Below are 26,977 nucleotides of genomic sequence, written 5' to 3'. Positions count from 1 at the left end.
TCCGATCATCCCCCTGGCGCAGCGGCGGATCTACGCCTAAGACGATCACCAGGGGGCATTTTTGTGGCGACACATTCATTGCGTAGGGGAATTTCCCGACCAGAGACGTCGGGTCGCTCGCCGCAGACCCTTTGGGCCACCGACCGGCGCCGAAGACATCGCCTTCCTCCACTCGGTGCCACACCTGTCCGCACCGACCGTTCCGGTAACAAGCTGAGCTACATCTGTATGAAGAACATGGAGCTCACCCGGCTGCTGATCTAGCCGGCGAGAATCCGGGCGACGGCGGTGCTCAGCACGCGTACGCCGCGGGTCGAGCCCGGCTCCAGCCCGGTCAGGTCACGCACCCGGGTCAGCCGGTAGTCGAGCGTGCGCGGGTGGATGCACAGCGCGGCCGCGGTGTCGAGCCGGTTCATGTCGTGCTGGTAGTAGGTGTCCAGCGTCGCGACCAGGTCGGGGCCGGCGTCGAGTTGCGCCGCCACCACCTGGAGCCACTGCCCGACCTCCGCCAGCCGGGCGGCGCCCAGCTCGGCGAAGACGTCGGTGACCGTGTACGCGTGGCTCGGCACGGCCCGCACCGGTGCGACCTCGCTGACCTGCCGGGCCAGCGCCACGGCGTCGCCGAACGCGCGCACCCGACCAGGCGCGGTGCCGGCCGCGCACGGTCGGCCGGTCATCGAGGCCACGTCGCGGGCCAGCGCGAGCCCGCGCTCGACCGCCGGCTGCCGGCCGCCCGGCGAGCTGGGGATCAGCGCGACCACCTCGTGCGGCTCCAGCCAGCTCAGCGGCATCCAGTGCGTCTTCAGCAGCGCGCCGGCGAACTCGTCCCGCGCCGCCTGGTCCGGCCCGGGCGACCCGCCGGCCACCCGGACCACCGTCGCGACGACGTGGTCGGGGACCGGCATGTGCAGGCCGCGCGCCAGGTCGGTCGCGCTGTCGTCGCCGGCCAGCAGCATCACCGTCAGCAGCCGCACCTGGGCGACGGTCGCCAGCGCGCGCCGCTGCCCCTCGATCCACCCCCGGGTGTACGCCCCCTGGGCGGCCAGTCCCGCGGGAGCCAGCCAGGCGAGCGTGTGCATCGTCGCGGCGATGTCGTTCGGGCCGGCCGCCTCGTACACCTCGCGCAGCGTCAGCCGGGTGTGCACGAGCAGCACCTGCCGCTGCGCGGTCAGGGTGAGTCCCTTCTCGCCGCGCTGGCGGCCCATCGCGGCCATCAGGTCCAGATCCTGCACGTGGAACGGCGCGCTGTCCGCCGCGAGGTCGACCGTGCGCTGACGGAGGAAGACCGCGAAATCGAGCATCTCCGACCGCACCCGCGGCATCACCGCGAGGTTGCGGTATTCCAGCAGCTCCTCCTGGTAGGCGTCCACCGCCCGGCGGGCATTGTCGGCCACTCGCTGCCGCCAGAGGCTGAACAGACCGCCCATGCCGGTCAACGGTAATCGATGCGTTCCGGCCACGCCGCCCGGTTGACGCGCACCGGACAGCCTTGCGGACATTCACAAGAACCGGGGTACACCGGCGACCCGGTTCTCGCAAAGTCACGAAGACCCGGCCACCGGCACCCTGGAACGCTTCGCCATAGACGTCAGACGACGGCCCGGCCTGTTCGGGCGCGACCAGGTACGCGCCCCGGCATCCGCAGGTCGCACAGCAATCGAGAGGTGGTTCTGGTTATGACATGGCGTAGTCGACCCTCCGCCGGAGCACGATCCGGCACTCTCCGCACATCCAGTCTGCTATTGGCCGCGACGACGATGCTCGCCGTGTTCATGACCGCGCCGTCCGCGGCGGTCGCGGCGCCCGCGCCGAGCGGCGATGCGGCTGTCGCCGCCATCGGAGCCGAGCGGGCATCGGCGAGTTCCGCCGGCACGTTGAGCGTCACGACGTCGACGGCGGCCGCCGCCTCACCGGCGAAGGGCGGCGGTTTCTCGGTGATGTCGGGCTCCTGCCCGTACGCCGGGCAGTACATCGACCCGTGGCTGATCATGTTCCAGGGCTGCACCCTCACCGGCCAGCCGACGACCGCGGTCAGCGCCAGGTGCTCCAACGGGGCCACCCTGGGCCCCGTGCACGTGCCGCCCGGCGTCTACGACATCTATGTCGACTGCTACCCGGCGTTCTTCAGCTCGCTCGCGTTCATCTGATCGGCCCGCCCGGCACGGATCCCGTTGCGGGATCCGTGCCGGCGGTGCCGGTCTCAGGGCAGCGCGTCCAGGTGCGGGCCGACCGTGTCGGCGAAGCGGTTGCCATTCGTCACGTCCCAGCTGACCGACCAGGTCATCGCGCCGCAGGACGTCACAGGATCTCCGGCGTCCGGCGCTGAGCACGAGTACCGCCCTGATGACACGGTCAGTCCCGCCACTCCTTTGCGAGCAGCTCGTATGAGCTGACCCGGTCGCTGTGCGCGTGGGTGATCGTGGTGATCAGCAGTTCGTCGGCGGCGGTGACGTCCCGCAGGACGCGCAGCCGCTCGACGACCGTCGCGGGCGATCCGACGAACTGGGTGTCCACCCGGTCGGCGACGAGGTCGCGGTCCTCGTCGGTCCACGGCAGCGCGGCTACCTGCTCCGGGCGGGGGAACGGGATCGCGCCGTCGCCGTTGCGGATGCTGCGCACCCAGGGCCCGTACGGCGCGGCGAGTCGGCGGGCCGCCTCGTCGGTCTCGGCGACCACCACGTCGGCGGAGACCACCACGTACGGCTGGGCGAGCACCGTCGAGGGCCGGAACGCCGCCCGGTAGGCGGCCACCGCCTCGAGCACCGAGGAGGGGCTGACGTGGTAGTTCGCGGCGAAGGGCAGGCCGAGCGCGCCGGCGAGGTGGGCGCTCTCCCCGCCGCTGCTGCCCAGGAGCCACACCGTGAGGTCGGCAGCCTCCCCGGGTACGGCGTGGGCGTCCAGGCCGTTCTCGTCGGTGTAGTCGCCGCGCAGCAGGGCCAGGACGTCGGCCACCTGGTCGGCGAAGGCCGGCGGCTGCGCGCCCGGTTGGTGCAGCAGCGCGCTGGCCAGCGCAAAGCGCGGTGAGGCGAGCACGCTGGCGTAGGAGAAGGGCGGCGGGATCAGCAGTCCGTCGACGACCCGGGCCTCGACCCGCGGCGGGTCGGCGGGGGCGGTGACGGCGCGGGCTGCCTCGACGCGTCGTTGACCGGAACGGCCGAGCCCGAGGTCGATCCGCCCGGGATAGAACGCGGCCAGGGTGCCGAACTCCTCGACCACCGACAGGGCGGTGCGGTGACCGACCTGGACGGCGCCGGAGCCGACGCGGATGGCGCTGGTGGCCGCGGCGACCTGCCCGATGAGCACCGCTGGCGCCGAGCTGGCGACGCCCGCGGCGAGGTGGTGCTCGGCCAGCCAGTAGCGGTGGTAGCCGGATTGTTCGACCCGGCGGGCCAGGTCGACGGTGTTGCGCAGGGCGTCGGCGACGGTGCCGTCGGCGGGCACCGGCGACAGATCGAGGACGGACAGTGGCGTGGATGGCATGGTGGGTTTCCCGTCTCTCTCAGACCGCTGGCGCGGCGTCAACCGCCGACGCGAAGGGGCGACTTGGTATCTCTTGCCGCAGCACCGGCGCCACCTCGGCCTGGAACAGCTCCAGGCTCTCGCGGTGCTGCTTGTCGGTCAGCCCGTCGTGGTCGGCCTGGAGGTGCATGACCTCGTGACCGAACTGCTCGTGGTAGCGCAGCACCTTGTCGATGATCTGCTGCGGACTGCCCACCAGGATGGAGCTGCGATCGATCGCGTCCTCCAACGTGGGGAAGACCGTGGGAACGCCGAGCCTCTTGAACGCGGCGACCCGGGCGTCGAAGATCGGCCGGTACCGCTCGATCGCCTCCTGGGAGGTACGCGCCACGTGGAAGCCGGCCGAGCCGGCGCCGACCAGGGCGTCCGCGGGGTCGTGGCCATAGTGGACCCAGCGCTCCCGGTAGTGGCGGATGAGTTCGGCGTACGGCTCGATGGGGTTGGTGACGTTCGCGGAGAAGAGTGGGTCCCCGCAGCGGGCCGCCAGGTCGACCGACTCCCGGCTGGTGGCGCTGCCGTGCCACACCCGGATCGGTTGCTGGAGCGGGCGCGGCCAGGTCTCGGCCTCGTTCAGTGCCGGCCGGTACTTCCCCGACCAGGTGACCCGGTCCTCGCGCCACAGGCGGCGGAACAGCTCGTAGCCCTCCCGGTTCCGGTCCCACTGGTCCTCGGCGGTGACGTGGAACAGTTGGGCCTGCGCGGCGCCGTTGCCCTTGCCGATGATCAGTTCGAGCCGGCCACCGGAGAGGTGGTCGAGGGTGGCGTAGTCCTCGTATGCGCGGACCGGGTCGAGCAGGCTGAGGGTGGTGACGGCGGTGAAGAGGCGGATGGTGGACGTACGGGCCGCGATGTGGCTCAGCACCACCGGAGGCGACGAGGAGATGAATGGCCGTTCGTGCCGCTCGCCGACGCCGTACCCGTCGAAGCCCAACTCCTCGGCGAGGACAGCCGTTTCGACCACCTCCCGGAACCTTTCGGTGGTGGTGCGGCGCTCACCGGTGACCGGGTCGGGCAGATGCGTGATCAGGGTGATCAGCAAGAACTTCATGCGGGGACCGTCACTTTCGGCGGCAGGATCAGGGGCGGGCGCACCGTCAGCGCGAAGCAGCGCGAGTACGGCAGGGTGTCGTACGGGGCGAAGACCGGGATCGGCTGGTAACCCGCCTGCTCGTAGCGGCGGATCGCGTCGGGTTGGCGGTCGCCGGTCTGTAGCACGATCCGTACCGCGCCGAGCTGACCGGCGGCCTCCCGGGCCACGTCGAGCAGGCCCCCGGCGATGCCGCGCCCCCGATGAGCGGGCGATACGTACATCCGCTTGAGTTCCAGGTCGGGACCGCACCACCGCAGGGCGGCGTGCCCCACCGGCGTGGCCTCAGCCGTGTACGCCACGCCCGTCCACGCGACCGAGCCCGGGCTGAGCACCTGGGCCGTGGGCAGGTGGATCGGGTCGTCAGGGCGGTCGGCGTACCGGTGGCGCAGTTCGGCGGTCATGGCGGCCCGCAGGGCGACGGCGTCGGGGTCGTCCCAGCGTCGGCGGCAGACCGTGACGGGCATGCTCACGCCGCACCGACGCGGCCGACCGGGCGGGCGGGGCCGAGACCGAGGTGGTCGCGCAGGGTGGTGCCGGTGTACTCGGTGCGGAAGACGCCGCGTTCCTGCAGCAGCGGGACGACCTGGTCGACGAACTGGTCGAGACCGCCAGGGGTCAGGTGTGGCACCAGGATGAATCCGTCGGCGGCGTCGGACTGGACGAAGTGGTCCATCCGGTCGGCGACCTGCCGGGGGGTGCCGACGAACGACTGCCGTCCGGTCACCTCGATGATCAGATCGCGGATTCCGAGGCCCTTCTCCTCGGCCAGGGCACGCCACCGGCGCGCGGTGCCGACCGGGTCCGGGTACATGCCGGCCCGGCCTCGGCTGATCGCGTCGGCGCTCACCTCCGGATCCTCGACGGGCAACGGGCCCTCCGGGTCGTACGCGGACAGGTCCCGGTTCCACAGCTGTTCCAGCAGCAGGATCGCGGTCTGCGGGCTGACCTGCTGACGACGGATGTGATGGGCGCGTTCCTGCGCCTCGGCGTCGGTGTCGCCGAGCACGAGCGTGACACCGGGAATGATCTTCAGGTCGTCCGGGTGGCGGCCGTGTCGGGCGAGCCGGGCTTTGACGTCGCGGTAGAACTCCTGACCGTCCTCAAGAGTGCCGTGCCGGGAGAAGATCGCATCGGCGCTGGACGCGGCGAACTCACGTCCGTCGGGCGAGTCGCCGGCCTGCAGGATCACCGGGTGCACCTGCGGGCTGCGCGGCACGGTGAAGTGCCCGGCGATGTCGAACTGGTCGCCGTGGTGGGTGAACGCTCCCGGGTCCGCCTCCGTCACGTACCGTCCGCCGGCGCGGTCCCCCACGATCGCCTCCGCTGGCCAGGACTCCCACAGCTCGCGGGCGGTCCGGACGAATTCGGCGGCCCGCTCGTAGCGCAGGGAGCGGTCGAGGTAGCCGCCCCGGCGGAAGTTCTCCCCGGTGAACGCATCGGACGTGGTCACGACATTCCAGGCGACGCGGCCGCCGGAGAGGTGGTCGAGGCTGGCCAATTGGCGGGCCAGCTCGTACGGCTCGCGGAAGGTGGTGTTGAGGGTGCCGGCCAGCCCGAGATGGCTCGTGACGCTCGCGAGGGCGGCCAGCAGGGTCAACGTGTCCGGGCGGCCCACCACGTCGAGGTCGTGGATGCGGCCGCGCTGCTCGCGCAGGCGCAGCCCTTCGGCCAGGAAGAAGAAGTCGAACTTGCCGCGCTCGGCGGTGCGGGCCAGGTGGACGAACGAGGAGAAGTCGATCTGGCTGCCGGAGTCGGGGTCGCTCCACACTGTCGTGTTGTTCACGCCGGGAAAGTGCGCGGCCAGGATGATCTGTCTGGGCATCTCGGTCTCCAGGGTTCAGGCGGTCGCCGCGACGGCGTACCGGCTGGCCGGTCGGGGCAGACCGAGCAGGTCACGCAGCGTTCCGCCGGGATAGCCGACGCGGAACAGGCCCCGGCGCCGCAGCGCGGGCACCAGCGCACGGGTGATCAGGGTCAGGTCGTGGGGGAGCACGGCGGGTCGCAACCGGAAACCGTCCACGCCCGCGCGGTGCCATTCCCCGAGCAGATCGGCCAGGTCGGCCGCCGTACCGGTGAAGCTGGCCGCGTCCGAGCTGACCTCACCATCGTGCAGTTCGTCGAGGCGATCCCGGCGTCGGCGGGCCAGACTCGGCGCCTCGTCGAGCAGGACGCCCAGGTCGGCGAGGACGCGCAGCGGTGGTTCGGTCCGGCCGACGGTCGCCTCGGCGGCCCGTACTTCCGCCACGATCGCAGCGGCGTGCCCGGCATCGGTGGGAGTGATGAAGACGACGTCGGCGTGCCGCGCGGCGAACGCGTACGGCACCGACGAGTGGGCCAGCGCGGCCACCACCGGCTGCCCCTGCGGAGAGCGGGGCACGATGGATGGACCCTTGACCGAGAACCAGCGGCCGACGAAGTCGATGTAGTGCAGCCGGTCCCGGTCGACGAAGCGCCCGCTGGAGACGTCCCGGATCTCGGCGTCGTCCTGCCAGCTGTCCCACAGCCGGCGGACCACCTCCACCGCGTCGCCGGCCTCGGCGAAGAGATCACCGACAAGCCGGACGACCTCCGGAGCGTCGAGCCGGGTCGGATCCAGCGGGGGGATCTCCCGGCGGCCGAAGTGACCGGCCTCGGTTCGCCGGGCGGAGACCCGGGGCCGCCAGCCGGCCCGGCCGCCGCTGACGTGGTCGAGGGTGGCCACCCCGGTGGCGAGGTGGAATGGTTCGGTGTGGGTGGTGCTGGTGGTCGGCACCAGCCCGATGTGCCGGGTCAGCGGGGCCAACCGGGCCGCGATCTGCACGGCGTCAAGGCGTCCGCGGAGCTGGTCGACCCGACCGTCGGGGCCGTCCGGTCGGGTCGACTGAAGGTCGAGGCTGTCCTCGAAGGTGAGCAGGTCCAGGGTGGCCCGTTCGGCCTCGCCGGCGAGGGCCGCCCAGTAGCGGGCGGTCAGCGGTGCCGCCGCTCCGGCGCGGGACAGCCGCCAGGCAGCCGGGTGCCAGCCGAGGCCGTCGAGGGCGACTGCCAGATGCAGTGTCTTCTCGGTCATGAGCGTTCCTCCTTCGGTGGACCGGCGACGACGAGCGTGGGCAGCGCGTCGAGCAGGGATCGGGTGTAGTCGTGCCGGGGGTAGGTGAAGACGTCGCCGACAGGTCCCTGCTCGACCACCGTGCCGTCGTGCATCACCAGGACCCGGTCGCTGAGGTGGTGCACCACGCCCAGGTCGTGGGAGATGAAGAGCAGCGCGGTGCCGTCGGCAGCGCGTAGCTCGGCCAGCAGATCGAGGATCTGCGCCTGGACGGATACGTCGAGAGCGGAGACCGGCTCGTCGCAGATGAGCAGACTCGGTTTCGGAGCGATCGCGCGGGCGATGGCGACCCGTTGCCGCTGCCCGCCGGAGAGTCGTCGCGGGTGCCGGTCCAGCAGGTCCGGGCCGAGGCCGACCCGGCGTAGCAGGTCGACGACGTGCGTGGACCGGTCCCGTCGGTCGACGTCGGGGAGGTTCTCACCGATCACCTGGCCCACCGTGTAGCGGGGGTCGAAGGAGCTGAGCGGGTCCTGCGAGATCAGTTGCAGCCGGCGGCGCACCGGACGGCGGGTCCGTTCGCGGGTGCCGGACCATCGCAGGCCCTCGAAAGTGACGGTGCCGGCGTCGGGATCGAGCAGACCGGCGACGATCCGCGCGACCGTGCTCTTGCCGGAGCCCGACTCCCCCACCAACCCGAGTGTCTCCCCGCGCCCGATCGAGAACGTCACGTCGTCGACGACGGTGTGCTCGCCGTACCTCCTGGTCAGGCCGCGCGCGTCGAGCACCCGGTCGTTCGGGCGGAGATCGCCGCGCGCGGGCAGGGCCGCCGGGACACCCGCGACCGTGCCCGTCGCGGCAAGTCGGCGACCCCGCGACGACGCCGACGGCACCGCGGCCAGCAACTGCCGGGTGTACGGATGCTCGGGTGCCCGCAGCAGCCGCTCGGTGGGCCCGTGCTCGACGATGCGGCCCTCGCGCATGACCAGGACCCGGTCGGCGACCTGGGCGACCACCGCCAGGTCGTGGCTGATCAGCAGCAGGCCCACGCCGGCGGCCCGCCGTTCGGCCAGCAGCCGCAGGATCTGGGCCTGCACGGTGACGTCCAGCGCGGTGGTCGGTTCGTCGGCGATGAGCAGCGCCGGTTCCCCGGCGATCGCCGAGGCGATCAACGCGCGCTGCCGCAGCCCGCCGGAGAGCTGGTGCGGATACTGTCGGGCCCGGCGCTCCGGCTCTGGCAGGTGGACCAGGTCGAGCAGGTGGGCGACCCGGCCGGCCCGCTCCCGGCGGCCGACGATGCCGTGGGTGGTCAGTGCCTCGCCGACCTCGGCGCCCACCGTCCGCAGCGGATCGAGGGAGACCAGCGCGTCCTGCAGGACCAGCCCGGCGAGGCGACCCCGGACCCGCCGCCAGTCCCGTGGGCGGTGCGTGCGCACGTCCTCGCCGGCCAGGTCCAGCCGTGCGGCGCGCACCCGTGCGCCCGGGCCGGCAAGACCGACCAGGGTACGGGCGGTGACGCTCTTGCCGGAGCCGGACTCCCCGACCACGGCCACGCACTCGCCCAACTCGACGGTGAAGCTGATCCCACGCACCGCGGCGACCCGACCGGTCGGCGTCTCGAAGTCGACGTGCAGGTCCTCGACCGTGACCAGCGGTGTCATCAGCGACGCCGTCCGTCGAAGCGGGCCTGCCAGTGTCGGCCGACGACGGTCAGCGAGACCACGGTGGCGGTGACCGCCAGGCCGGGCAGGATGCTGATCCACCATGCCACCTGGAGATAGTTGCGGCCCTCGGAGAGCATCGCCCCCCACTCCGGCGAGGGTGGTTGCGGACCCATGCCGAGGAAACTGAGCCCGGCGGCGGCCAGGATCGCCTCACCGAGCCCGATCACGGCGAGCACCGGCACCGGGCCGACGACGTTCGGCAGCACGTGCCGCAGCACCAGCCGAGGCCGGGACTGCCCGAAGGTGACTGCCTGTTCGACGAAGCCGGAGCGGCGCACGAGAAGCGTCTGACCACGGACCACCCGAGCGTGGTGCGACAGGGTGGCGATACCGATGGCGCCGATCAGGCTGGCGGTGCCAGGGCCGGCGATGGCGATGAACAGCAGGGCCAGCAACAGCATGGGAAATGCCGACAGCGCGTCGAACGTCCGGCTGAGCGCCTCGTCGGCGACCCGGTGTGTGAGACCGGCGAGCAGGCCGAGAAGAACCCCGCCGGTCACCGCGATCGCGGTGGCGGCGATCCCGATGGTGAGCGAGTGACCGGCGCCGTGAACGACCCTGGTCAGGACGTCGCGGCCGAGGTGGTCGGTGCCGAACCAGTGCGCCGCGCTCGGCGGCGACAGTACGGCGAGCGGGTCGGCGGCGAGCGGGTCGGCCGGGGCCAGCGCGGCGGGCCAGGCCGCCGCGCCGACCAGCAGCATCAGGTACGCCCCGGCGGCAAGCAGGCCGGGCCTGGGCAGACGGCCCCTTCGCACGACCGGGGTGGGCGGGGCCGTCCGGGCCAGCCCGGGGGCATCGGTGGATAGCGGGTCGAGGGTGACGGTCATCGGGTCAGCTCCTTCTCAGGCGCGGGTCGACCAGCAGGTACGCCAGGTCGGCGGCGGTGTTGACCACGACGTAACCGGCGGCGGAGAGGGTGACCACGGCCAGCACCACCGGCATGTCCTGGTTGGAGACGGCCGAGAGGATGACCTGGCCAAGGCCGGGCCGACCGAAGACCTGTTCGACGATGACGGTGCCGCCGATCACAATGCCGAAGACCCAGCCGGCAAGGCTGACGGCCGGCAGCAGGGCGTGCCGCAGCGCGTGACGCAACAGGACAGCCCCTTCCCCGATGCCTCGGGACCGGGCGGTGAGCACGGACGGCTGGTCGAGGGCCTTGTCGATGCCGTCGCGGAGCACCTGGGCGAGCAACCCGGCGATGGGCAGCGCCAGGGTCACGGCGGGCAGCACCAGCGCGCCGACCCCCTGATCGCCGGAGACCGGGAAGAACGTGAACCGGAACGACAGCACGCTGAGCAGCAGGAGCCCGATCAGGAACGACGGGGTGGAGACGAGCAGCAGTTCGGTGCCGGAGCTGAGCCGGCGCAGCCACGGTCGCCGGTTCCCGGCGGTGGCCACCGCGATGACCAGGGCGAGCAACACCCCGAGCCCGGCGGCGGCGACCGCGAGCACGACAGTGGGGACAAGCTGTTCGCCGATCACGTCGGAGACCGGACGTTGCAACAGGTAGGAGCGGCCAAGGTCGCCGTTGACGAGCCGCACCAGATAGTCGACGTACTGCACCACGGCGGGCCGGTCCAGACCCCATTGGGCGATGATCTCGGCACGGATGTCCGGGGTGTCCGCGCCGTCGCCGATGATGTTGTCCACCGTGTTGCCGGGAGCCGCCAGCAGCGCCAGGTAGGCGGCGGTCGCGGCGACCCAGAGGACGACCAGAGCGGCGCCGATCCGGCGGGCCACCGCCCCCAGGGTTGTCACTTCCCGACCCACAGGTCGTACGCGCTGGCTGGTACGCCGGCGGTGGGCTCGAAGCGGACCCCGCCGACGCTGGTGCTGGCGGCGATCTGGTCGGCCGGAGCGTAGAGCGGCAGCAACAGGGCCTGCTCGGCGACAACGCGCTGCTGCAGTTCGGCGTAGATGCCGGCCCGCTTCGCCGGGTCGGCGGTGGCCTGGCCGGATTCCAGGAGCTGGTCGATGCGTGGATCGTTGACCCGGGCGCGGTTGATGCCGCCCTTCGAGTGCAGCAGCAGGTTGAGCGCCGCACCGGCGTCGGTGTCGGCCCGGGAGTTGTCGAACACCTCGTACTCGTTGCGCTCGAACGCCTCGTTGGCGGTGCCCTGGTCGACGAGGGAGACCTTCAGGTCGATGCCGGCGCTCTGCTTGACGGCCGCCTGCACGGCCTGCGCCAGGACGTCGCGACGGTCCCGGACGAAGGGCGCGGACTGCACCAACCGTACGGTGAGCCGCTTGCCGTCCTTCACCCGGAAGCCGTCGGCGTCACGTGCTGTCCAGCCGGCCTGGTCGAGCAGGGTGTTCGCCTTGCGTGCGTCGCCGCCGTATCCGCCTTCGAGGCTCTTGTCGTAGAGCGGGCTGGACGGGCTGATCACACTCCAGGCGCGGGTGGCGGTGTCCCGGTAGACCGACCGCAGCACGGTGTCGACGTCGACGGCCTCCCGGAACGCCTGCCGGACCCGCAGGTCGTCGAAGGGGGCGTGCGAGCTGTTGAAGTAGTAGGAGTAGGCGGAGCCGGAGTTGAGTTCGCGGCTCAGTCGCAGTCTCGTGTTGCCGGTGACCAGTGGCTGGTCGGTGGCGGGAACACCCTCGACGAGCTGCACCTGACTCGACGTGAGGGCACCGACGCGGACCGCTGACTCCTTGAGGAATCGGTAGGTGATCTCGTCGAGGTAGGCCGGGCCGGTGTGGGTCACGGTGGGTGGTGCCCAGTCGTAGCCGGCGTTGCGCCGGTAGTGCAGTTCCTGTCCGGGGACGTAGCGGTCCAGCACGAACGGGCCGGTGCCGACCACGTCGACACCGCCGGCCTTGAGGTTCTTCGCCTCCCGCAGCGACTTCGGCGAGACCTGGGCGCCCTGCGGGGAGGCGAGGAAATCGAGGATGAGCACGTCGGGCCTGGTGAGGGTGAGCCGTACGGTGCGCGGATCGGCGACCTCGACGGCCTTGAGGTTGCGCAGCTGCACAGCGGCGACGGCGGGGGCGTACCCGGGCTCGCGCAGTTTGTCGATGTTCGCCTTCACGGCCGCGGCGTCCAGGGGTGCGCCGTCGGAGAAGGTGACGCCGTCGCGCAGTGTCAGCGTGTACGACAAACCATCCGGGGCGGTCTGCCAGCCGGTGGCCAGCCACGGCGCCAACGTGCCCTGCTTGTCGTAGGTGAGCAGGGACTCGAAGGTGTTCCAGACCAGCAGGCGGGCCTTGGCCTGGGCGTACTGGTGCGGGTTGAGGGTGATCGGCTCGGTCTCCACGGCCCAGGTGAGGCTGCCGCCGGCGCGCGGCTGACCGGCGGCTTCGGCGGCCGGCGTGGCGGCGGTGGAGCAGCCGGCGACGACGGTGAGCAGTGGGGCGAGCGCGGCGGCGGCGAGGGTTCGCAGACGGTTGGCGGGCATGGCGAGGTCTCCTGTCCAGACAGGCGGTACGGGTACGCCGACACCCGGCCCGGCGCGGTGGGCGCGGGTCGGTCACGGTGTCGGTGCTGATGGCTCGGCGGTCGGCTCGGCGGTGAGCCCCACCTCGGCGGGCCGTGCGGCGGGCCGGGTGAGCGGGGTGCCGGTCAGGCCAGACAGGAACTCGACCACACCCGACCGAAGTCGATGTGGCCGCGGATCGTCAGCCGCAGCTCGCTGGACATGAGTCGAGTCCACCGTTCCCGCGCGGCGGTGTCAACGAATCGTTCGATGGATGTCGGCTATCGCACGTGGGACGCCGATTCGTTGACGCAATACCTACTAAGGCTATAGGATTTACAGGGAATGTGTCCGGCGGGTCGACCTGGACCCGCGCCGGGCCGGGACCGAATCCGCCGGACACGTCACCGCTCGGTTGCGTCAATCCAGATCGAGCAGGACCTTGCCCGGCACCCGCCGTTCCCGCAGCGCCTCGATCGCGACCCCGAGTCGACGCCACGAGCCGCGCCAGCCGATCGGCGCCCGCAGCACCCCCTGCGCCACGAGGTCCACCAGCAGCGCCAGATCGACGGCCGGGGCGCTGGCGTCACCGAAGGACCGTAGCGTTCGGAACGCGCCCGGGGCGTAGGTGGAGTTCACCGGAAAGACGGCCGGGTCACCGGAGGCCCAGCCGATGCTGTGCAGCACACCGCCCGGCGCGAGCAGACCCCACGCCGCCACCAGGTGAGCGCCGCCCACGGTGTCCAGCACCACGTCGACCGGGTCGCCGACGCCCGCCAGACCAACCACCACCTCGTCGGCCCCCAGTGCCGCCAGCCCGTCGCCCCGGGCCGCCGACCCGACCGCGGCTATCACGTACGCGCCGCCGTGTCGGGCCAGCTGGACGGCCACCCGACCCACTCCCCCGGACGCCCCCGTGATCAGCACGCGACGTCCGGACAGCGGACCGGACGCACGCAGCGTCCGCAGCGCGGTGAGCCCGACCATCGGCAGCGCGGCCACCTCGGACAGGTCGACGTCGGGAGGCACCGCCGCGACGCTGTCCAGGTCGAACACCGCGCGTTGGGCCCACGCGCCCGGCCCGAAGGCGAGCACCCGGTCGCCGGCACGGGGACCAGAGCCGCTCTCGGCGGCGCGCAGCACCTCGCCGGCGGCATCGTGCCCGAGCACTCGTCCAGCCGGCCAGATATCGAGGTGACGGATCTCGCCGGCGTTGACGGCGGCGTGCCGCACCTCGATGAGCACCTGCCCCGGCCCGGGTTCGGGCTCGGGAACGTCCATTACCCGGAACCCCTCGACGGCGTCCGGAGCGGCGACGATCGCCCGCATACAAACCCCCTGAGTCCTCTCCAGGCTTCGGACAGACGGCGCACGCCGACGACCCAGTCGACGACGCGCGGCGGAAGACGCCCGGTTATCAGGCGGCGGCGCGACGGGCCGTGCCGTCCGGAGCGTCCGCGAGGCCCGCGTAGCGACCCCGGTGATAGAGCAACGGAGAACCGACGTCGGCGTGCCGAAGCAACTCCGGCTCGGCCAGCACGACCACGTGATCGCCCACGACCACCCGGTCCACGACACGACACGCCAGCCAGGCCAGGGTGCCGCCGAGGATCGGCAGCTTGTTCGGGCCGGGCCGCCAGCGGGTCGGAGCGGCGAAGCGGTCGATGCCGCTCGTGGCGAACGTCTGGGCCAACTCGTGCTGGCCGTGAGCGAGCAGGTGTACCGCGACGTGCCGGGCCTGCGCCAGCGTCGGCCACGTGGACGAGCCGAGGTTCAGGCAGAACGAGACGATCGGGGGCGTCAGGGACACCGACGTGAACGATGTCGCGGTGAAACCCACCGGTGGCGCTCCGGGGGCGGTGACCACCGTGACGGTGCTGGCCTGGTGGCGCAGCAACCTGCGCAGCGCGTCGACGTCGGCGTCGGTCGGGTCGTCGGTGGACGAGGTCATGGCGTTCCTCCCGAGGGGTGTGGGCGCGAAGCGCTAGGAACGGGCGGCGGGGTCGGCCGCCAGCCGCTCGTACGGGATCTTCTCGCCGGCCTCGACGGCGACCGGCAGCCGGTTCTCCGACGGTGGCAGCGGGCAGGTCGCGAAGTCGGTGTAGGCGCACGGCAGGTTGACGGCCCGGTTGAAGTCCAGGATCACCCGGCCCTGCTCGTCCGGCGCCCCGACGGCCAGCGACCGGTTCGCCCCGTAGGTGGTGACGCCGGAGGTGGTGTCGGTGAACAGCACCGACAGGCTGCCGGGCGACACACCGTTGAACGCGGTCAGGCTCAGCGGCAGCCCGTCGACGCTGAACTCGATCCGACCCGGCGCGTCGTAGACGTGGTGGAGCCCCTCCACGGCAGCGCCGACCGTGGTCGGTCGGGGACGGTCGAACGGCACGAACCGCCCCTCGAGCACCCACCGTTCGGTGGGCGGGTAGGTGGCGGTGCCCCGGTAGCGCGTCCGCAGCGGATGATCGGGACGTCGAGGCCGAAGGATGTCGTGCCCACCCCGCCGAGCCACCTCAAGGACGCCCCGGTGGATGTCCACCGTGATGCCGGCACGTGCGGCGATCGCCCCGAACTCGTGCCTCTCCCGGACGCGACCGCCATCGACGACGATCTCCTCGTTGTCGGCGATGGCCACGACCGGCCCGTCCGTCCCGGTGTGCCACTCTCCGGGCACACCGGGGAACCGCTGCGGCTCCCCGGTGAGCCAGTGCAGTCCGGTCACCGCGAGGAAGCCGTGGCGGTCCGCCCGCGCCTCCTCGTGCCGGCGGTGCCACTCCTGCCAGTCCTCGGCGAATTGTCCGGCTTCGGCGGGTGCGGACGGTGCGAGACCACTAGTCATGACGGATCCCTCTCGTTGGCGTACGACCACTCGGAACGGGGTGTGGGGATGCCGGACGCGAGCCGGCGGGGCGACAACCGGTGGGCAGGGATCGCCTGCTCAGGCCGGAAGGGTGGCCACGCGACAGAGCTGCGCGGCGACCCGCATCGGGTCGACGACCCGGCGGGAGGTGAACAGCCGGACAAGCAGCATGGACCGATTTTCCTACCAAACAAGTAGGATTTCAACCCCCTGAAGCCGGGCGGCAGCGGGCGGACCGATTCCCAGCGCCTGAAATCCTACTTGACACATAGGAATTGTTGGTTAGCGTCGTATCCGTGACCAGCCAACACACCCTGCTGCAGGGCACCGCCATCGCGGTGTCGCGGGGATGTTGCCGTGGCTGGACCGCCGCTTGCGGCCGCTGCCGCTGAGCCCACGATCCTCCCTGTTCCCACTCGTGCCGCCGGCTCGACGACGACCGGCTGCCGATTCCTCGTACCGATACGACGGTTGCTCGCCGCCCTGGGTCCACGCGCACTCAGGGCGGTGCGTAGCTGTCTTCGTCGACCCAGGAGGACAGCCATGACCGTCATCGTCGAACCCGCCCTGCAACCAGCGACGAAGGAGCTGTAAGTGACCACACCATCCCTCCTGGACCGTCGGGCGTTCCTGTCCGCGACCCTCGGCGCGGTCACCCTGAGCCTGACCGCCTGCGCCGGTGACGACACACCCGTCGCGGCGTTGGCCGCGGGCGCTCCGCTGCCGCAGTCCGTACCGAAGGGAACCAAGCTCGTCGTCGGCGACAAGGAGCACCAGAAGGCGATCGAGTACTCCGGCGAGGCCGACAAGCTCAGCTTCGAGGTCGAGTGGGCGAACATCAGCGGCGGCCCGCAGACCCTGGAGGCCTTCCGCGCCAAGGCCCTGGACATCGGCTCGGTGGCGGACATCCCCCCGATCCACTCGCACTGGACGGGCATCCCCACGAAGATCGTGGCCTCGAAGTTCCGCCAGGACCCGCTCAACCACGCCATCTACCGGCTCGGCATCGCACCCGGCGTCACAGTCGCCACCCTCACGGACCTGGCGGGTAAGAAGATCGCGTACAGCCCAGGCCAGGCGCAGGGAGCGCTGGTTCTGCGAGTACTACACAAGGCCGGCCTCAGCAAGAAGGACGTCAAGCTGGTGGAGCTGCCGAGCACCGGCGATGTCTACAACACCGCGCTCGCCAGCCGCCAGGTCGAGGTCGCGCCGATCGGCGGTGTGCAGATCAAGCGGTACGAGACCAAGTACACCCGCGACGGCGCGACGACGATCGCGCACGGACTGCGCGACGACCCCGGTCACCTGTACGCGCCCGTCACCGTGCTCGGTGATCCGGCGAAGGCGGCGGCGATCCGCGAGTACACGCAGGCGTGGGCGCGGGCCTGGCGGTGGCGTGAGGCCAATCCGGACGAGTGGATCGAGCGGTACTACGTCAAGGACCAGGGCCTGACCGCCGACGACGGCAGGTGGCTGGTCCAGAACGGCGGCGTGGCCGACATCCCCGCGAGCTGGACCGAGGCCATTGCCCGGCACCAGGAGACCATCGACCTGCTCGCCAAGGAGACCGGCAACAAGCCCCTGAAGGCCGAAGACCTGTACGACCGACGGTACGAGTCGGTCGGTGCGCAAGCGCTGACCGCCGGAGGTGCCCAGTGACCGTCTCGGCACCGACCCGACCCCGGTCGGGGGCCGCCGCTCCCGCCGGCCGGCCGCGACGTCGGCTCAAGCCGGGGCGCCCGATCCCGTTCGGGGCGGCGGTCGGTCCGACCCTGCTGCTGGCGGTGTGGGCGGCCGGCTCGGCCGCCGGTTGGATCGACCCCCGTACGCTCTCGGCACCCTGGACCGTGGTGGTCACGGCGGGTGACCTCATCGCCGACGGTCGACTGCAGGAGAATCTGGCGATCTCCGCTCAACGGGCCGGCCTCGGCCTCGCCATCGGCACCGCCGTCGGCACCGTGCTGGCCCTGCTCGCCGGTCTGAGCCGGTGGGGCGAAGCCATCCTGGACGGGCCGATCCAGATCAAGCGGGCCATCCCCGCTCTCGCGCTGATCCCGCTGCTGGTCCTCTGGTTCGGCATCGGTGAGCAGATGAAGGTCATCACCATCACGCTGGGCGTGTTCGTACCCGTCTACATACATACCCACAACGGGCTGCGCACCATCGACAGCCGGTACGTCGAACTGGGCGAATCCCTCCGGCTGCGGCGTACCGCCTTCATCCGCCGCATCGTGCTGCCCGGCGCGCTGCCCGGCTTCCTGCTGGGCATGCGCTTCGCGGTTGTCGGGGCATGGCTGTCCCTGGTGGTCGTCGAGCAGATCAACTCCACCAGCGGCATCGGTTACATGATGGATCTCGCCCGCGAGTACGGCCAGACCGACGTGATCATCGTCGGGCTCGTGCTGTACGGCCTGCTCGGGCTCTTGTCCGACGGCGCCGTGCGGCTCGCACAGAGGAGGGCGCTGTCGTGGCGACGCACGCTGGCGGACTGACCGCATCCCGCGCCGTACGCGTCCAGGGCCTGGCACGCGGGTTCGCGGACCGGGTCGTGCTCGACGGGTTCGACCTGGAGATCGGCGCGGGCGAGTTCGTCGCGCTGCTGGGGCGCAGCGGTTCGGGCAAGAGCACCCTGTTGCGGGCGCTCGCCGGCCTGGACGGCGATGCCACCGGCTCCGGTCTGGTCGACGTACCGGGGAACTCATCGGTCGTCTTCCAGGACGCGCGGCTCCTGCCCTGGCAGCGCGTGCTGGACAACGTCGTCCTCGGCCTGTGCGGCCCGGACGCCACCGAACGCGGCCGCGCCGCGCTCACCGAGGTCGGCCTGGCTGGTCGGGAGCGGGCCTGGCCCAACGAGCTGTCCGGCGGCGAGCAGCAGCGCGTGGCGCTGGCCCGCGCGCTGGTGTCCGAACCGGACCTGCTCCTCGCCGACGAACCGTTCGGCGCGTTGGACGCGCTGACCCGGCTGCGCATGCACGCACTGCTGCGCGTGCTCTACTCCCGCCACCGGCCCACGGTGCTGCTCGTGACCCACGACGTCGACGAGGCCATCACGCTGGCCGACCGCGTGCTGCTGCTGGACAGCGGCCGGATCGCCGTCGATCTCGCCATCGACCTGCCCACACCGCGCTCGTACCGGCAGCCCCAGTTCCTCGCGTACCGCGAAACCCTGCTCCGCGCGCTCGGCGTCGAGCCGACGGAAGGATGACCATGCTGCACCTCAACGCGTTCCTCATGGGCGTCGGCCACCACGAGGCGGCCTGGCGGCTGCCGGAGAGCGACCCGTTCGCGCAGACCGACGTCGCCCACTTCACCCGTCTGGCCCGCATCGCCGAGCGCGGCAAGCTCGACTCGCTGTTCCTCGCCGACAGCCCGGTGCTGTGGAACAGCATCGGTCGTCGGCCGGGCGGCACCCTGGAGCCCACCGTGCTGCTCACCGCACTAGCCGGTGCGACGAACCACATCGGGCTCATCGCGACGGCCTCGACGACGTACAACGAGCCGTTCAACCTGGCCCGCCGCTTCGCGTCGTTGGACCACGTCAGCGGCGGCCGGGCCGGCTGGAACATCGTCACCACCGCCGGCGAGAAGGCGGCCCGGAACTTCAACCTGGACGACCTGCCGGCGCACCGGGACCGGTACGAGCGCGCCGCCGAGTTCATCGAGGTGTCCCGGAAGCTCTGGGACAGCTGGGACGACGCCGCGCCCCTCGGCGACAAGGACGCCGGGCGGTGGGGCGACGACACGCTGCTCTACCCGCCCGAGCACGCCGGGCGGCACTTCAAGGTGGCCGGTCCGCTCAACGTCCCCCGGTCCCCGCAGGGCTATCCCCTGCTGGTGCAGGCCGGGTCGTCCGAGGACGGCAAGGACCTGGCCGCCCGCTACGCGGAGGCCGTCTTCACCGCCCAGCAGACGCTCGGGGAGGCGCAGGCGTTCTACCGCGACCTCAAGCGGCGCACCACGCAGGCCGGCCGCGACCCGGACACCATCAAGATCTTGCCGGGCATCGTGCCGGCCATCGGTGCCACCGAGGCCGAGGCCCGCGCGCTGGAGGACGAGCTGGACCGGCTGATCAAACCCGAGTACGCCCGCCAGCAGCTCGCCACGACGTTGCGGGTCGCTCCGGAGGATCTCGACCTGGACAAGGAACTACCCGCCGACCTGCCGAGCGAGGACGAGATCGAGGGCGCCAAGAGCCGCTACACCCTGATCGTCACCCTGGCCCGGCGGGAACGCCTGACCGTCCGTCAGCTCATCGGCCGGCTCGGCGGCGGGCGTGGACACCGCACCTTCGCCGGCACGCCGGAGCAGGTCGCCGACGCCATCGAGGAGTGGTACCGCGCCGGCGCGGCCGACGGCTTCAACATCATGCCTCCCGTGCTGCCGTCCGGGCTGGAGGCGTTCGTCGACCACGTCGTGCCGATCCTGCAACGCCGCAAGCTGTTCCGCACCGACTACACCGGGACGACCCTGCGCGAGCACTACGGGCTGCCCCGACCGGCCAACCAGTTCACCCGCGCGCTCGTTGCCGCGTCCCGCTGACCGATCTGCGAAGGAGAGACCATGGTCGACCAACGGCCCTTCGGGCGCACCGGCGTCCGCATCAGCTCCCTGACCCTGGGCGCGATGAACTTCGGACAACGGGGCAACCCGGACCACGAGGACGGTATCCGGATCATCCACCGCGCCCTTGACGAGGGCATCAACTCCATCGACACCGCCGACGTCTACTCGCACGGCGAGTCGGAGGAGATCGTCGGAAAAGCCCTCACGGGCGGGCGGCGCGACGACGTCTTCCTCGCCACGAAGTTCCACGGCCAGGTCGGCGACAACCCGCAGCACCGCGGCAACTCCCGCCGATGGATCGTCCGCTCCGTCGAGAACAGCCTGCGCCGGCTGGGCACCGACTGGATCGACCTCTACCAGGCACACCGTCCCGAGCCGGACACCGACTTCGACGAGACCCTGGGCGCGCTCACCGACCTGGTGCGCCAGGGCAAGATCCGCTACATCGGCACGTCCACGTTCGACCCGTCCGCGATCGTGGAGGGGCAGTGGATCGCACAGCGACGCGGCAGGGAGCGGGTGGTCAGCGAACAGCCGCCATATTCCATTCTGGCCCGGGGCATCGAACGTGAGGTGCTGCCGGTGGCCCAGCGGTACGGGCTGGCGGTCATCCCGTGGAGTCCACTGGCAGGCGGGTGGCTGTCCGGCCGCTACCACGCCGGTCTCACGGCGCCGATCTCCGAGCGCGCCGCGCGGCTCCCGGCCCGATTCGACCCGACCCTGCCGGCCAACGCCGCCAAGCTGACCGCCGTCGACGAACTGGCCGCGCTCGCCGACGAGGCCGGGATCTCCCTCATCCACCTCGCGATCGCCTTCGTCCTGGAACACCCGGCGGTCACGTCGGCGATCATCGGACCGCGCACCCTGGCGCACCTGGAGTCACAGCTCCGCGCCGCCAAGGTGGCGCTGTCCCCGGACGTGCTGGACCGCATCGACGCCATCGTTCCGCCCGGCACCACGCTCAACCCCGCCGACGCCGGCTACCAGCCACCGTCGCTGACCGATCCGGCGAGCCGCCGACGCGGCGGCACGACGCCATTCGCCGCCGGACCCTCCCGATGAGCAGCCGAGGCACGCCGCTCTCCCTGCCGTCTCACCTGCCCCACGCGAGGAGCCACCGCATCATGACCCTGTCGAGCCACCTCAACTGGCGCCGCCGTGTGGCGATGATCGCCGCCGCCGCTCTGGTCGCCGGCCTGCCCGCCGCGCCGGCCGCCGCCACCACGACGACCGACACCGCTCTGGAGTGGTACGACGCCACCGCCACCGCCGTCGCTACCGGCACACGGCCACAGGTCACCAACAGCCGCGCGTGGGCGATCAGCTGGCTCGCCGCCGCCCGCGCCACCCGCACCGCGCCCACCGGAGACCCCCGCCACTACCGGGACGCGGCGCTCGCGGCCGCCGTTCACACCGCGCTGAGCACCCTGATACCCGACAATGCGGCCGCGCTCGACACGGCACTGCGGACCACACTCGACCGGATCCCCAACGGGCGGGCCAAGGACCGGGGCGCGGCCACCGGCCGCGCCGAAGCACGCGGGCTGCTGGCCCAGCGGGCGGGCGACGGGCTGGACCCCGACTCGGTCAACCCGGCGTATCCGAACCCCGAACCGGACCCTGGTACCTGGCAGCCCACCCCACCGAGCTTCTCCCCCGCTCAGCAGGCCGGCAACCGCTTTGCCCGGCCGTTCCTGCTCGACCGTGCGGACCGGTACCGGCCCGGTCCACCGCCCGCCCTGAACTCGGAGCGCTACCGGGCGGACCTCGCCGAGGTTCGGGCGTACGGGGCTGTGGACAGCGTCCTACGCACACCACAGCAGACCGACACCGCGACCTTCTGGCTCGGCTCCTCACTGACCCTGTACACCGAAATCCTGCGCGCCGCACTCGCGCAGTCCACCGGGCCGGTCACCGGACGGGCGAGCCTCGTGGCCATCTTCCACGTCGCGCTCGTCGACACCCAGATCGCGACCTCCGACGCCAAGTACGCCCACCTCCGCTGGCGACCGGTCACCGCCATCCGGGCCGGCGCAGGCGGCGATCCGGCCTGGACGCCGCTGCACACCACGCCGGCGCACCCGGACTACCCGAGCGGGCACAACACCTATTCCGGCGCCGCCGAGCAGGTGCTCACCACCCTGCTGGGGTCGCAGGCCCGGGAGCCGTACACCATCACCAGCCCGAGCCAGCCCGGCGCCACCCGGACCTATCGCGACTGGCGGCAACCCACCAGGGAGAACGTCGACGCCCGGGTGTGGTCGGGCATCCACACCCGTACCGCGGACCAGGTCGGCGTCCGGCTCGGCCGCGAGGTGGCCGCGCACACGCTGCGCAACGCACCACGGCTGTTCCGCTGACCGGACCCACCGGGGCGGGGCGGCCATCGCCGCTCCGCCCCCGAAGCGGGGAGACCCACTGATGAACCGGAACTTCCCCTCGTACAGGCCGAACCAGGTCGAGCCCGCTCATTGCCGCGGCGGCTCATCGGCGCGGTGGATCGGGGTGGCCTCATGAGCGACAGATCGCCGTCGACCCCGGACGTCGTCGTGCTGGTGGGTAACCCGCGGGCCGGGTCGCGTACCAGGGGCATCGCCGAGGCGGTCGCCGCGGCACTACTCGATCGACTGGACGGACCACCGAGCGCCGTCCAGGTGCTGGAGTTGGCCGAGATCGTCGGCGTGTCGTTCGGACCGGAACCGGCGTACGGCGCGAAGGCCGGCCCTGATCCGTTCGCGGCTGTCCGGTCGGCGCGGCTGCTGGTCGTCGCGACGCCGACGTACAAGGGCAGCTACACCGGGCTGTTGAAGGTTTTCCTGGACCAGTTCGGGCACCGCGAGTTGACCGAGGTGGTCGCGGTGCCGATAGCCGTGGCCGCATCGCCGGCGCACGCCGACGCGGCCGCAGCAGCCCTGCGCGACGTACTCGTCGAACTGGGCACTCCGGTCCCGGCGCCGCCGCTTGCCGTGCTCGAGTCGCAACTGGCGAACCTGCACGAGATCGCGGCGCAGTGGGCCGACCAGCACTCCACCGCGATCGGCGCAGAGCGGGCCAGCGTGACGTGACACGACCCCCGACCCGGCTAATCCGCCGGCGGCACGGTCACCGCCCGCCCCGCGGGCGACGCGCTGCCGCCATCTCACCGAACTGGAAGGCAGCCTCCGATGAGTTCCGAATTCCTCTGGTACATCCCGAACCAGGTCCAGCCCGGCCACCGCGGCGACGACGTGATCGACAACCACAACAGCCTGAAGACCCTCACCGACCATGCTGTGGCTCTGGAGGAGCACGGGTGGGGCGGCGCGCTCATCGGGACCGGCTGGGGACGGCCCGACACGTTCACGGTCGCCACCGCGCTCGCCGCCCGGACGACCACGTTCCAACCGCTGATCGCGATCCGACCCGGCTACTGGCGGCCCGCCAACTTCGCCTCCGCCGCCGCGACTCTCGACCACCTCAGCGGAGGCCGAACGCTGATCAACATCGTCTCGGGCAAGGACGACCTGGCGGCCTACGGCGACGGCGAGGCCGATCCGGCCCACCGGTACGCCCGCACCAGAGAATTCCTCCAGATCGTGCGGAAGCTGTGGACCGAGGAGAGCGTCACCTACCAGGGCGAACACTTCGCCGTCGCCGGCTCCACCCTGGCGCTACAGCCAGTCGTCCGCGGCGAACGCCTCCACCCCCGGCTCTACTTCGGCGGCGCCTCCCCCGCCGCCGAAGAGGTGGCCGCCACCGAGGCCGACGTCCAACTCTTCTGGGGCGAGCCACTCGACGGCGTGGCCGAGCGGATCGAGCGACTCAAGCAGCTCAGCGAGAAGCTGGGACGCGAGCACCGTCCGCTGGAGTTCGGGCTGCGGGTCACCACCCTCGTACGAGAGACCACCGAACAGGCATGGGCGGACGCCGAAGCCAAGGTCGCCGACATGGCCAAGGGCAAGGGCGTCGCACGCGACCGGAACTGGCAGGCCGCCGTCGGTCAGCGCCGGCTGCTCGACCTCGCCGCCCGCGGCGAGGTGCTCGACGACAACCTCTACACCACCCCCGGCACATTCGGTGGCGGCGGAGCGGGCACCACCTGGCTGGTCGGCTCCGCCGAGGACGTGGCGAGCTCGCTGCGCAAATACCAGCGGCTGGGCATCACCCACTTCGTGCTCTCCGACACGCCCTACCTTCGCGAAATCACCCGCCAGGGCGACCAACTGCTGCCGCTGCTGCGCACCTGAGGCTGCGGGACGCGACCACCGACAATTCATCGGCTGTGAGCGATGTGTTCGGTGCCTAAGCTGGAGGAATCACTGCCACGCGGGCGTTGTGGATCGTCGGCTGTAGCAGTTCGGTGGCGACAGCTTGGGCGTATTGGGCGTACGTCAGATGGGCTGTTGCCTGTTGACGAGTAAGGGGTTCGACGACCAGCCGGCACCCTTGCCCAACCGCCGGCTCGTGCGGCGATCCGAACCCGGCAGGCGGGGCCAAGATCGCCCAATCGAGCGTGGTACCGGCGAGCGCGGGCAGTTGCCGGGCGTGCGCCTGGGCGAACGGTGTGAGTTCGGGCGGAAACAGGCTCGGGTCTTCCATGAACGTGCCGCCCGAGTCGAGCCGCAGTGTGGCGGTCAGACCGATCGCGACGAGGCGTCGACGTGCACTGTGCCAGTTTGCGTCGATGCCGGCGATGATGTTGGTGTAGTAGTCCAGGTCGAAGCCGTCGAATGAGGAAGGCGGAGCCGTGAACGGCGTGACGGACAGCACGATAGCGTCGACGGTGCCAAGGGTGTCCGTCAGTGCCTCGAGATGCTGAGCGTCTCCCTGGACCACATGAAGCCGCGCATTGCGCGGCAGGTCGTATCGGGTTGGTTCGCGGAGCACGGCGTTGACGTGGATGTCCTGCTGGAGCAACGCGGCCGTGACCGCGCGGCCCACACGGCCGGCGGCGCCGAGGACCGCGACCTGTCGCAGACGGGTGTTGGCGGCAGTGGGCATGGGCACGACCGTAGGTCACGCGTAGGTGGTTACCGCAACGAAACCACCTACGCTGGGTTGGTGACCCAGACCGTCGCGCCGTTACCCTCGTTTGATCCGGCCTGTCCGATGAGTGCGTTCCCGATCCAGGTCGGTGGCAAGTGGACCGCGATGATCGTGCTGTGTCTGGAGAACGGACCGCGACGTTTCGGCGTTCTGCGCCGTCATCTGCGACCGATCAGCACCAAGGTGCTCGCCGAGACGCTGACCGCGATGGGACGGGACGGCCTGGTGCGGCGCTGCCCAGTCGAGGGCGCCGACGATGGCGGCGTGGAGTACGAGTTGACACCACTCGGTCGCACCCTGCTCGACGTCATCGAGCACACGCGTGACTGGGCCCGCACCCATCTCAGCGAGCTGGTGCGCGCCCGGGACGCGTTCGACCGAGCCGCCACCGCGTCGAAAGCCGTGCTCGGCACATCCAGAGCGCCGTAGAGCTGAGTTCAATCCGGTCAGAGCCATTCGTCGATGGCAGCACCGTGGATCGTGGCTTCGTGGCGGACGGCGACCTTGTCGAACCTGGTCGCGACCTCGCAGTCGCGCCTCAGGCGGCTGGGCCGCACCGGAGGCAGGAACACCGCGCGGGGCAGCTACGCGGCGACCCGCGCCAGGTCGACGACCCGGCGGGAGGTGAGCCGAACAGGCAGCATACGATCGATTCTCCTACCATTCGAATAGGATTTCAGATCCTTGGGTGAGCATCAGTGGAGGCGGACGGTGAGTGAAACGCCGGTGTCGAAACAGTCGGCCCCACTGCGAAGGCTCGGCTTCCTGACCATCGGCCTGTTCGACGAGGCCGACCCCCGCAGCGGCCACGAGGCGACACTTCAGCTCATCGAGTTGGGCGAGCAACTCGGCTTCGACAGTACCTGGGTACGCCATCGCCACCTCCAGTACGGCATCTCCTCGCCGATGGCGGTTCTGGCGGCGGCCACCCAGCGGACCCGGCACATCGAACTCGGCACCGCGGTCATCCCACTCGGCTGGGAGAATCCACTGCGGCTCGCCGAGGACCTGGCCACGGTCGACATCCTCTCCGGCGGGCGCCTCAACCCCGGGGTGAGCGTCGGTCCGCCGATGCATTACGAACGGGTCCGCCGATCGCTCTATCCGGACACTGCCGAATCGGAAGACTTCAGCTACACGCGGGTACGACGGTTGCTCGACCTCGTTCGCGGCGAGCCGGCCAGCGACGTCGAGGGCTTCGAGGGCTTCGAGCAGTTCTCCCGCCGGGTGCAACCACACTCCCCCGGCCTGGCTGCCCGGATGTGGTACGGCGCCGGCAGTCTCGGCTCCGCCCGCTGGGCCGGCGAGCAGGGCATGAACCTGCTCACCAGCAGCGTGGTCAAGGCCGAAGAGTCCACCAATTTCGCCGAGATCCAGCTCTCGCACATCCGCACGTTCCGCGCCCACCACCGGGACCCCGAACGGGCTCGCGTCTCACAAGGACTCGTTGTCATCCCCACCGACACCGCCACCCCGACCCAACGTGCCCGCTACGAGGAGTACGCCCACCAACGCACACCTCGAACCGCGTCACCCCAGGGTCCGGCCCGGATGATGTTCGCCCCTGACCTCGTCGGCCCGTCGGAGCTGATCGCCGAACGACTGCTCGACAATGCCGCGTTCCGCGAGGTCGACGAGGTGGCGTTCGCCCTGCCCTTCACCTTCGCGCCGGCCGACTACGCGCAGATCCTCACCGACATGGCGACCCGGCTCGGCCCTCTCCTCGGATGGCACCCCAGCCGCTAGTGACAGTCGGCT

General features: G+C 71.2%; 25 protein-coding genes. 11 read left to right on the top strand and 14 right to left on the bottom strand.

Annotated elements, in window-relative coordinates; all coding sequences use genetic code 11:
* Positions 1-260: 260 nt before the first annotated feature.
* Positions 261-1,427, bottom strand: a complete 1,167-nt coding sequence (locus AB0C15_RS21610; protein ID WP_357354562.1) for a helix-turn-helix domain-containing protein — start codon at positions 1,425-1,427, stop codon at positions 261-263.
* Between the two features lie 345 nt (positions 1,428-1,772).
* Between AB0C15_RS21610 and AB0C15_RS21605 the strand changes: the two genes are divergently transcribed.
* A complete protein-coding gene (locus tag AB0C15_RS21605; protein WP_357354560.1) occupies positions 1,773-2,147 on the top strand; it encodes a hypothetical protein in 375 nt (124 codons plus the stop codon).
* Between the two features lie 205 nt (positions 2,148-2,352).
* Here AB0C15_RS21605 and AB0C15_RS21600 read toward each other — a convergent pair whose 3' ends face one another.
* The 12 genes from AB0C15_RS21600 to AB0C15_RS21545 all read right to left on the bottom strand — a co-directional run bounded on the left by AB0C15_RS21600 (position 2,353) and on the right by AB0C15_RS21545 (position 15,610).
* Positions 2,353-3,480, bottom strand: coding sequence for an LLM class flavin-dependent oxidoreductase (locus AB0C15_RS21600; RefSeq protein WP_357354559.1), 1,128 nt, complete (start codon positions 3,478-3,480; stop codon positions 2,353-2,355).
* 19 nt (positions 3,481-3,499) lie between these two features.
* On the bottom strand, positions 3,500-4,567 hold the full coding sequence (locus AB0C15_RS21595; protein WP_357354557.1) for an LLM class flavin-dependent oxidoreductase: 1,068 nt from the start codon (positions 4,565-4,567) through the stop codon (positions 3,500-3,502).
* Entirely contained in the window at positions 4,564-5,073 is a 510-nt protein-coding gene (locus tag AB0C15_RS21590; protein ID WP_357354731.1) for a GNAT family N-acetyltransferase, read from the bottom strand. The genes AB0C15_RS21595 and AB0C15_RS21590 overlap by 4 nt, the downstream gene beginning before the upstream one ends.
* A gap of 2 nt (positions 5,074-5,075) precedes the next feature.
* Entirely contained in the window at positions 5,076-6,431 is a 1,356-nt protein-coding gene (locus AB0C15_RS21585) for an NtaA/DmoA family FMN-dependent monooxygenase (RefSeq protein WP_357354555.1), read from the bottom strand.
* Between the two features lie 15 nt (positions 6,432-6,446).
* Entirely contained in the window at positions 6,447-7,655 is a 1,209-nt protein-coding gene (locus AB0C15_RS21580; protein ID WP_357354553.1) for an LLM class flavin-dependent oxidoreductase, read from the bottom strand.
* Positions 7,652-9,292 (bottom strand): ABC transporter ATP-binding protein, encoded by a 1,641-nt coding sequence (locus tag AB0C15_RS21575; RefSeq protein ID WP_357354551.1) that lies wholly within the window; start codon positions 9,290-9,292, stop codon positions 7,652-7,654. Before AB0C15_RS21575 ends, AB0C15_RS21580 begins: the two co-directional genes overlap by 4 nt.
* Entirely contained in the window at positions 9,292-10,182 is an 891-nt protein-coding gene (locus AB0C15_RS21570; RefSeq protein WP_357354549.1) for an ABC transporter permease, read from the bottom strand. The genes AB0C15_RS21575 and AB0C15_RS21570 overlap by 1 nt, the downstream gene beginning before the upstream one ends.
* A gap of 4 nt (positions 10,183-10,186) precedes the next feature.
* Complete coding sequence (locus AB0C15_RS21565; RefSeq protein WP_357354547.1) at positions 10,187-11,116, bottom strand: ABC transporter permease; 930 nt, start codon at positions 11,114-11,116, stop codon at positions 10,187-10,189.
* Positions 11,113-12,756: an ABC transporter substrate-binding protein gene (locus tag AB0C15_RS21560; protein WP_357354545.1), complete on the bottom strand. Its 1,644-nt coding sequence runs from the start codon at positions 12,754-12,756 to the stop codon at positions 11,113-11,115. The genes AB0C15_RS21565 and AB0C15_RS21560 overlap by 4 nt, the downstream gene beginning before the upstream one ends.
* 438 nt (positions 12,757-13,194) lie before the next feature.
* Positions 13,195-14,103, bottom strand: a complete 909-nt coding sequence (locus AB0C15_RS21555) for a zinc-binding dehydrogenase (protein ID WP_357354543.1) — start codon at positions 14,101-14,103, stop codon at positions 13,195-13,197.
* An 88-nt stretch (positions 14,104-14,191) separates the two neighbouring features.
* Positions 14,192-14,725, bottom strand: a complete 534-nt coding sequence (locus AB0C15_RS21550; RefSeq protein ID WP_357354541.1) for a flavin reductase family protein — start codon at positions 14,723-14,725, stop codon at positions 14,192-14,194.
* A gap of 33 nt (positions 14,726-14,758) precedes the next feature.
* Positions 14,759-15,610 (bottom strand): DUF1684 domain-containing protein, encoded by an 852-nt coding sequence (locus AB0C15_RS21545; protein ID WP_357354539.1) that lies wholly within the window; start codon positions 15,608-15,610, stop codon positions 14,759-14,761.
* Positions 15,611-16,225: 615 nt separating this feature from the next.
* Between AB0C15_RS21545 and AB0C15_RS21540 the strand changes: the two genes are divergently transcribed.
* The 8 genes from AB0C15_RS21540 (at position 16,226) to AB0C15_RS21505 (ending at position 24,420) form a co-directional block, all read left to right on the top strand.
* A complete protein-coding gene (locus AB0C15_RS21540) occupies positions 16,226-17,290 on the top strand; it encodes an ABC transporter substrate-binding protein (protein WP_357354537.1) in 1,065 nt (354 codons plus the stop codon).
* Entirely contained in the window at positions 17,287-18,123 is an 837-nt protein-coding gene (locus AB0C15_RS21535; protein WP_357354534.1) for an ABC transporter permease, read from the top strand. Before AB0C15_RS21540 ends, AB0C15_RS21535 begins: the two co-directional genes overlap by 4 nt.
* The gene (locus AB0C15_RS21530; protein ID WP_357354532.1) at positions 18,099-18,836 is read left to right on the top strand and encodes an ABC transporter ATP-binding protein; all 738 of its coding nucleotides are present in this window, start codon (positions 18,099-18,101) and stop codon (positions 18,834-18,836) included. Before AB0C15_RS21535 ends, AB0C15_RS21530 begins: the two co-directional genes overlap by 25 nt.
* Positions 18,837-18,838: 2 nt before the next feature.
* Complete coding sequence (locus AB0C15_RS21525; RefSeq protein WP_357354530.1) at positions 18,839-20,170, top strand: LLM class flavin-dependent oxidoreductase; 1,332 nt, start codon at positions 18,839-18,841, stop codon at positions 20,168-20,170.
* A 21-nt stretch (positions 20,171-20,191) separates the two neighbouring features.
* Entirely contained in the window at positions 20,192-21,256 is a 1,065-nt protein-coding gene (locus AB0C15_RS21520; protein ID WP_357354528.1) for an aldo/keto reductase, read from the top strand.
* 62 nt (positions 21,257-21,318) lie between these two features.
* The gene (locus tag AB0C15_RS21515; protein WP_357354526.1) at positions 21,319-22,554 is read left to right on the top strand and encodes a vanadium-dependent haloperoxidase; all 1,236 of its coding nucleotides are present in this window, start codon (positions 21,319-21,321) and stop codon (positions 22,552-22,554) included.
* A gap of 153 nt (positions 22,555-22,707) precedes the next feature.
* On the top strand, positions 22,708-23,259 hold the full coding sequence (locus AB0C15_RS21510; RefSeq protein WP_357354524.1) for an NAD(P)H-dependent oxidoreductase: 552 nt from the start codon (positions 22,708-22,710) through the stop codon (positions 23,257-23,259).
* Positions 23,260-23,358: 99 nt separating this feature from the next.
* Positions 23,359-24,420, top strand: coding sequence for an LLM class flavin-dependent oxidoreductase (locus AB0C15_RS21505; protein ID WP_357354522.1), 1,062 nt, complete (start codon positions 23,359-23,361; stop codon positions 24,418-24,420).
* 55 nt (positions 24,421-24,475) lie between these two features.
* Here AB0C15_RS21505 and AB0C15_RS21500 read toward each other — a convergent pair whose 3' ends face one another.
* Positions 24,476-25,174, bottom strand: coding sequence for an NAD(P)H-binding protein (locus AB0C15_RS21500; protein ID WP_357354520.1), 699 nt, complete (start codon positions 25,172-25,174; stop codon positions 24,476-24,478).
* Between the two features lie 60 nt (positions 25,175-25,234).
* Here AB0C15_RS21500 and AB0C15_RS21495 point away from each other — a divergent pair, with 60 nt between their 5' ends.
* Positions 25,235-25,648, top strand: coding sequence for a helix-turn-helix domain-containing protein (locus tag AB0C15_RS21495; RefSeq protein ID WP_357354518.1), 414 nt, complete (start codon positions 25,235-25,237; stop codon positions 25,646-25,648).
* A 282-nt stretch (positions 25,649-25,930) separates the two neighbouring features.
* Positions 25,931-26,965 (top strand): LLM class flavin-dependent oxidoreductase, encoded by a 1,035-nt coding sequence (locus AB0C15_RS21490; RefSeq protein ID WP_357354516.1) that lies wholly within the window; start codon positions 25,931-25,933, stop codon positions 26,963-26,965.
* Positions 26,966-26,977: the final 12 nt, after the last annotated feature.

Origin of the sequence: Micromonospora sp. NPDC048835 (genome assembly GCF_040649995.1) — a bacterium.
Lineage (GTDB): Bacteria > Actinomycetota > Actinomycetes > Mycobacteriales > Micromonosporaceae > Micromonospora.
This window is presented reverse-complemented; position numbering and strand designations above follow the sequence as displayed.

Excerpts from the sequence above, each read along its gene's own strand:
- AB0C15_RS21555 (WP_357354543.1), bottom strand. The coding sequence starts at position 14,103 with ATGCGGGCGATCGTCGCCGCTCCGGACGCCGTCGAGGGGTTCCGGGTA.
- AB0C15_RS21505 (WP_357354522.1), top strand. The coding sequence starts at position 23,359 with ATGAGTTCCGAATTCCTCTGGTACATCCCGAACCAGGTCCAGCCCGGC.
- AB0C15_RS21585 (WP_357354555.1), bottom strand. The coding sequence starts at position 6,431 with ATGCCCAGACAGATCATCCTGGCCGCGCACTTTCCCGGCGTGAACAAC.
- AB0C15_RS21550 (WP_357354541.1), bottom strand. The coding sequence starts at position 14,725 with ATGACCTCGTCCACCGACGACCCGACCGACGCCGACGTCGACGCGCTG.
- AB0C15_RS21510 (WP_357354524.1), top strand. The coding sequence starts at position 22,708 with ATGAGCGACAGATCGCCGTCGACCCCGGACGTCGTCGTGCTGGTGGGT.
- AB0C15_RS21600 (WP_357354559.1), bottom strand. The coding sequence starts at position 3,480 with ATGCCATCCACGCCACTGTCCGTCCTCGATCTGTCGCCGGTGCCCGCC.
- AB0C15_RS21610 (WP_357354562.1), bottom strand. The coding sequence starts at position 1,427 with ATGGGCGGTCTGTTCAGCCTCTGGCGGCAGCGAGTGGCCGACAATGCC.
- AB0C15_RS21525 (WP_357354530.1), top strand. The coding sequence starts at position 18,839 with ATGCTGCACCTCAACGCGTTCCTCATGGGCGTCGGCCACCACGAGGCG.
- AB0C15_RS21570 (WP_357354549.1), bottom strand. The coding sequence starts at position 10,182 with ATGACCGTCACCCTCGACCCGCTATCCACCGATGCCCCCGGGCTGGCC.
- AB0C15_RS21520 (WP_357354528.1), top strand. The coding sequence starts at position 20,192 with ATGGTCGACCAACGGCCCTTCGGGCGCACCGGCGTCCGCATCAGCTCC.
- AB0C15_RS21580 (WP_357354553.1), bottom strand. The coding sequence starts at position 7,655 with ATGACCGAGAAGACACTGCATCTGGCAGTCGCCCTCGACGGCCTCGGC.
- AB0C15_RS21515 (WP_357354526.1), top strand. The coding sequence starts at position 21,319 with ATGACCCTGTCGAGCCACCTCAACTGGCGCCGCCGTGTGGCGATGATC.
- AB0C15_RS21590 (WP_357354731.1), bottom strand. The coding sequence starts at position 5,073 with ATGCCCGTCACGGTCTGCCGCCGACGCTGGGACGACCCCGACGCCGTC.
- AB0C15_RS21605 (WP_357354560.1), top strand. The coding sequence starts at position 1,773 with ATGACCGCGCCGTCCGCGGCGGTCGCGGCGCCCGCGCCGAGCGGCGAT.
- AB0C15_RS21560 (WP_357354545.1), bottom strand. The coding sequence starts at position 12,756 with ATGCCCGCCAACCGTCTGCGAACCCTCGCCGCCGCCGCGCTCGCCCCA.
- AB0C15_RS21500 (WP_357354520.1), bottom strand. The coding sequence starts at position 25,174 with ATGCCCACTGCCGCCAACACCCGTCTGCGACAGGTCGCGGTCCTCGGC.
- AB0C15_RS21575 (WP_357354551.1), bottom strand. The coding sequence starts at position 9,292 with ATGACACCGCTGGTCACGGTCGAGGACCTGCACGTCGACTTCGAGACG.
- AB0C15_RS21545 (WP_357354539.1), bottom strand. The coding sequence starts at position 15,610 with ATGACTAGTGGTCTCGCACCGTCCGCACCCGCCGAAGCCGGACAATTC.
- AB0C15_RS21595 (WP_357354557.1), bottom strand. The coding sequence starts at position 4,567 with ATGAAGTTCTTGCTGATCACCCTGATCACGCATCTGCCCGACCCGGTC.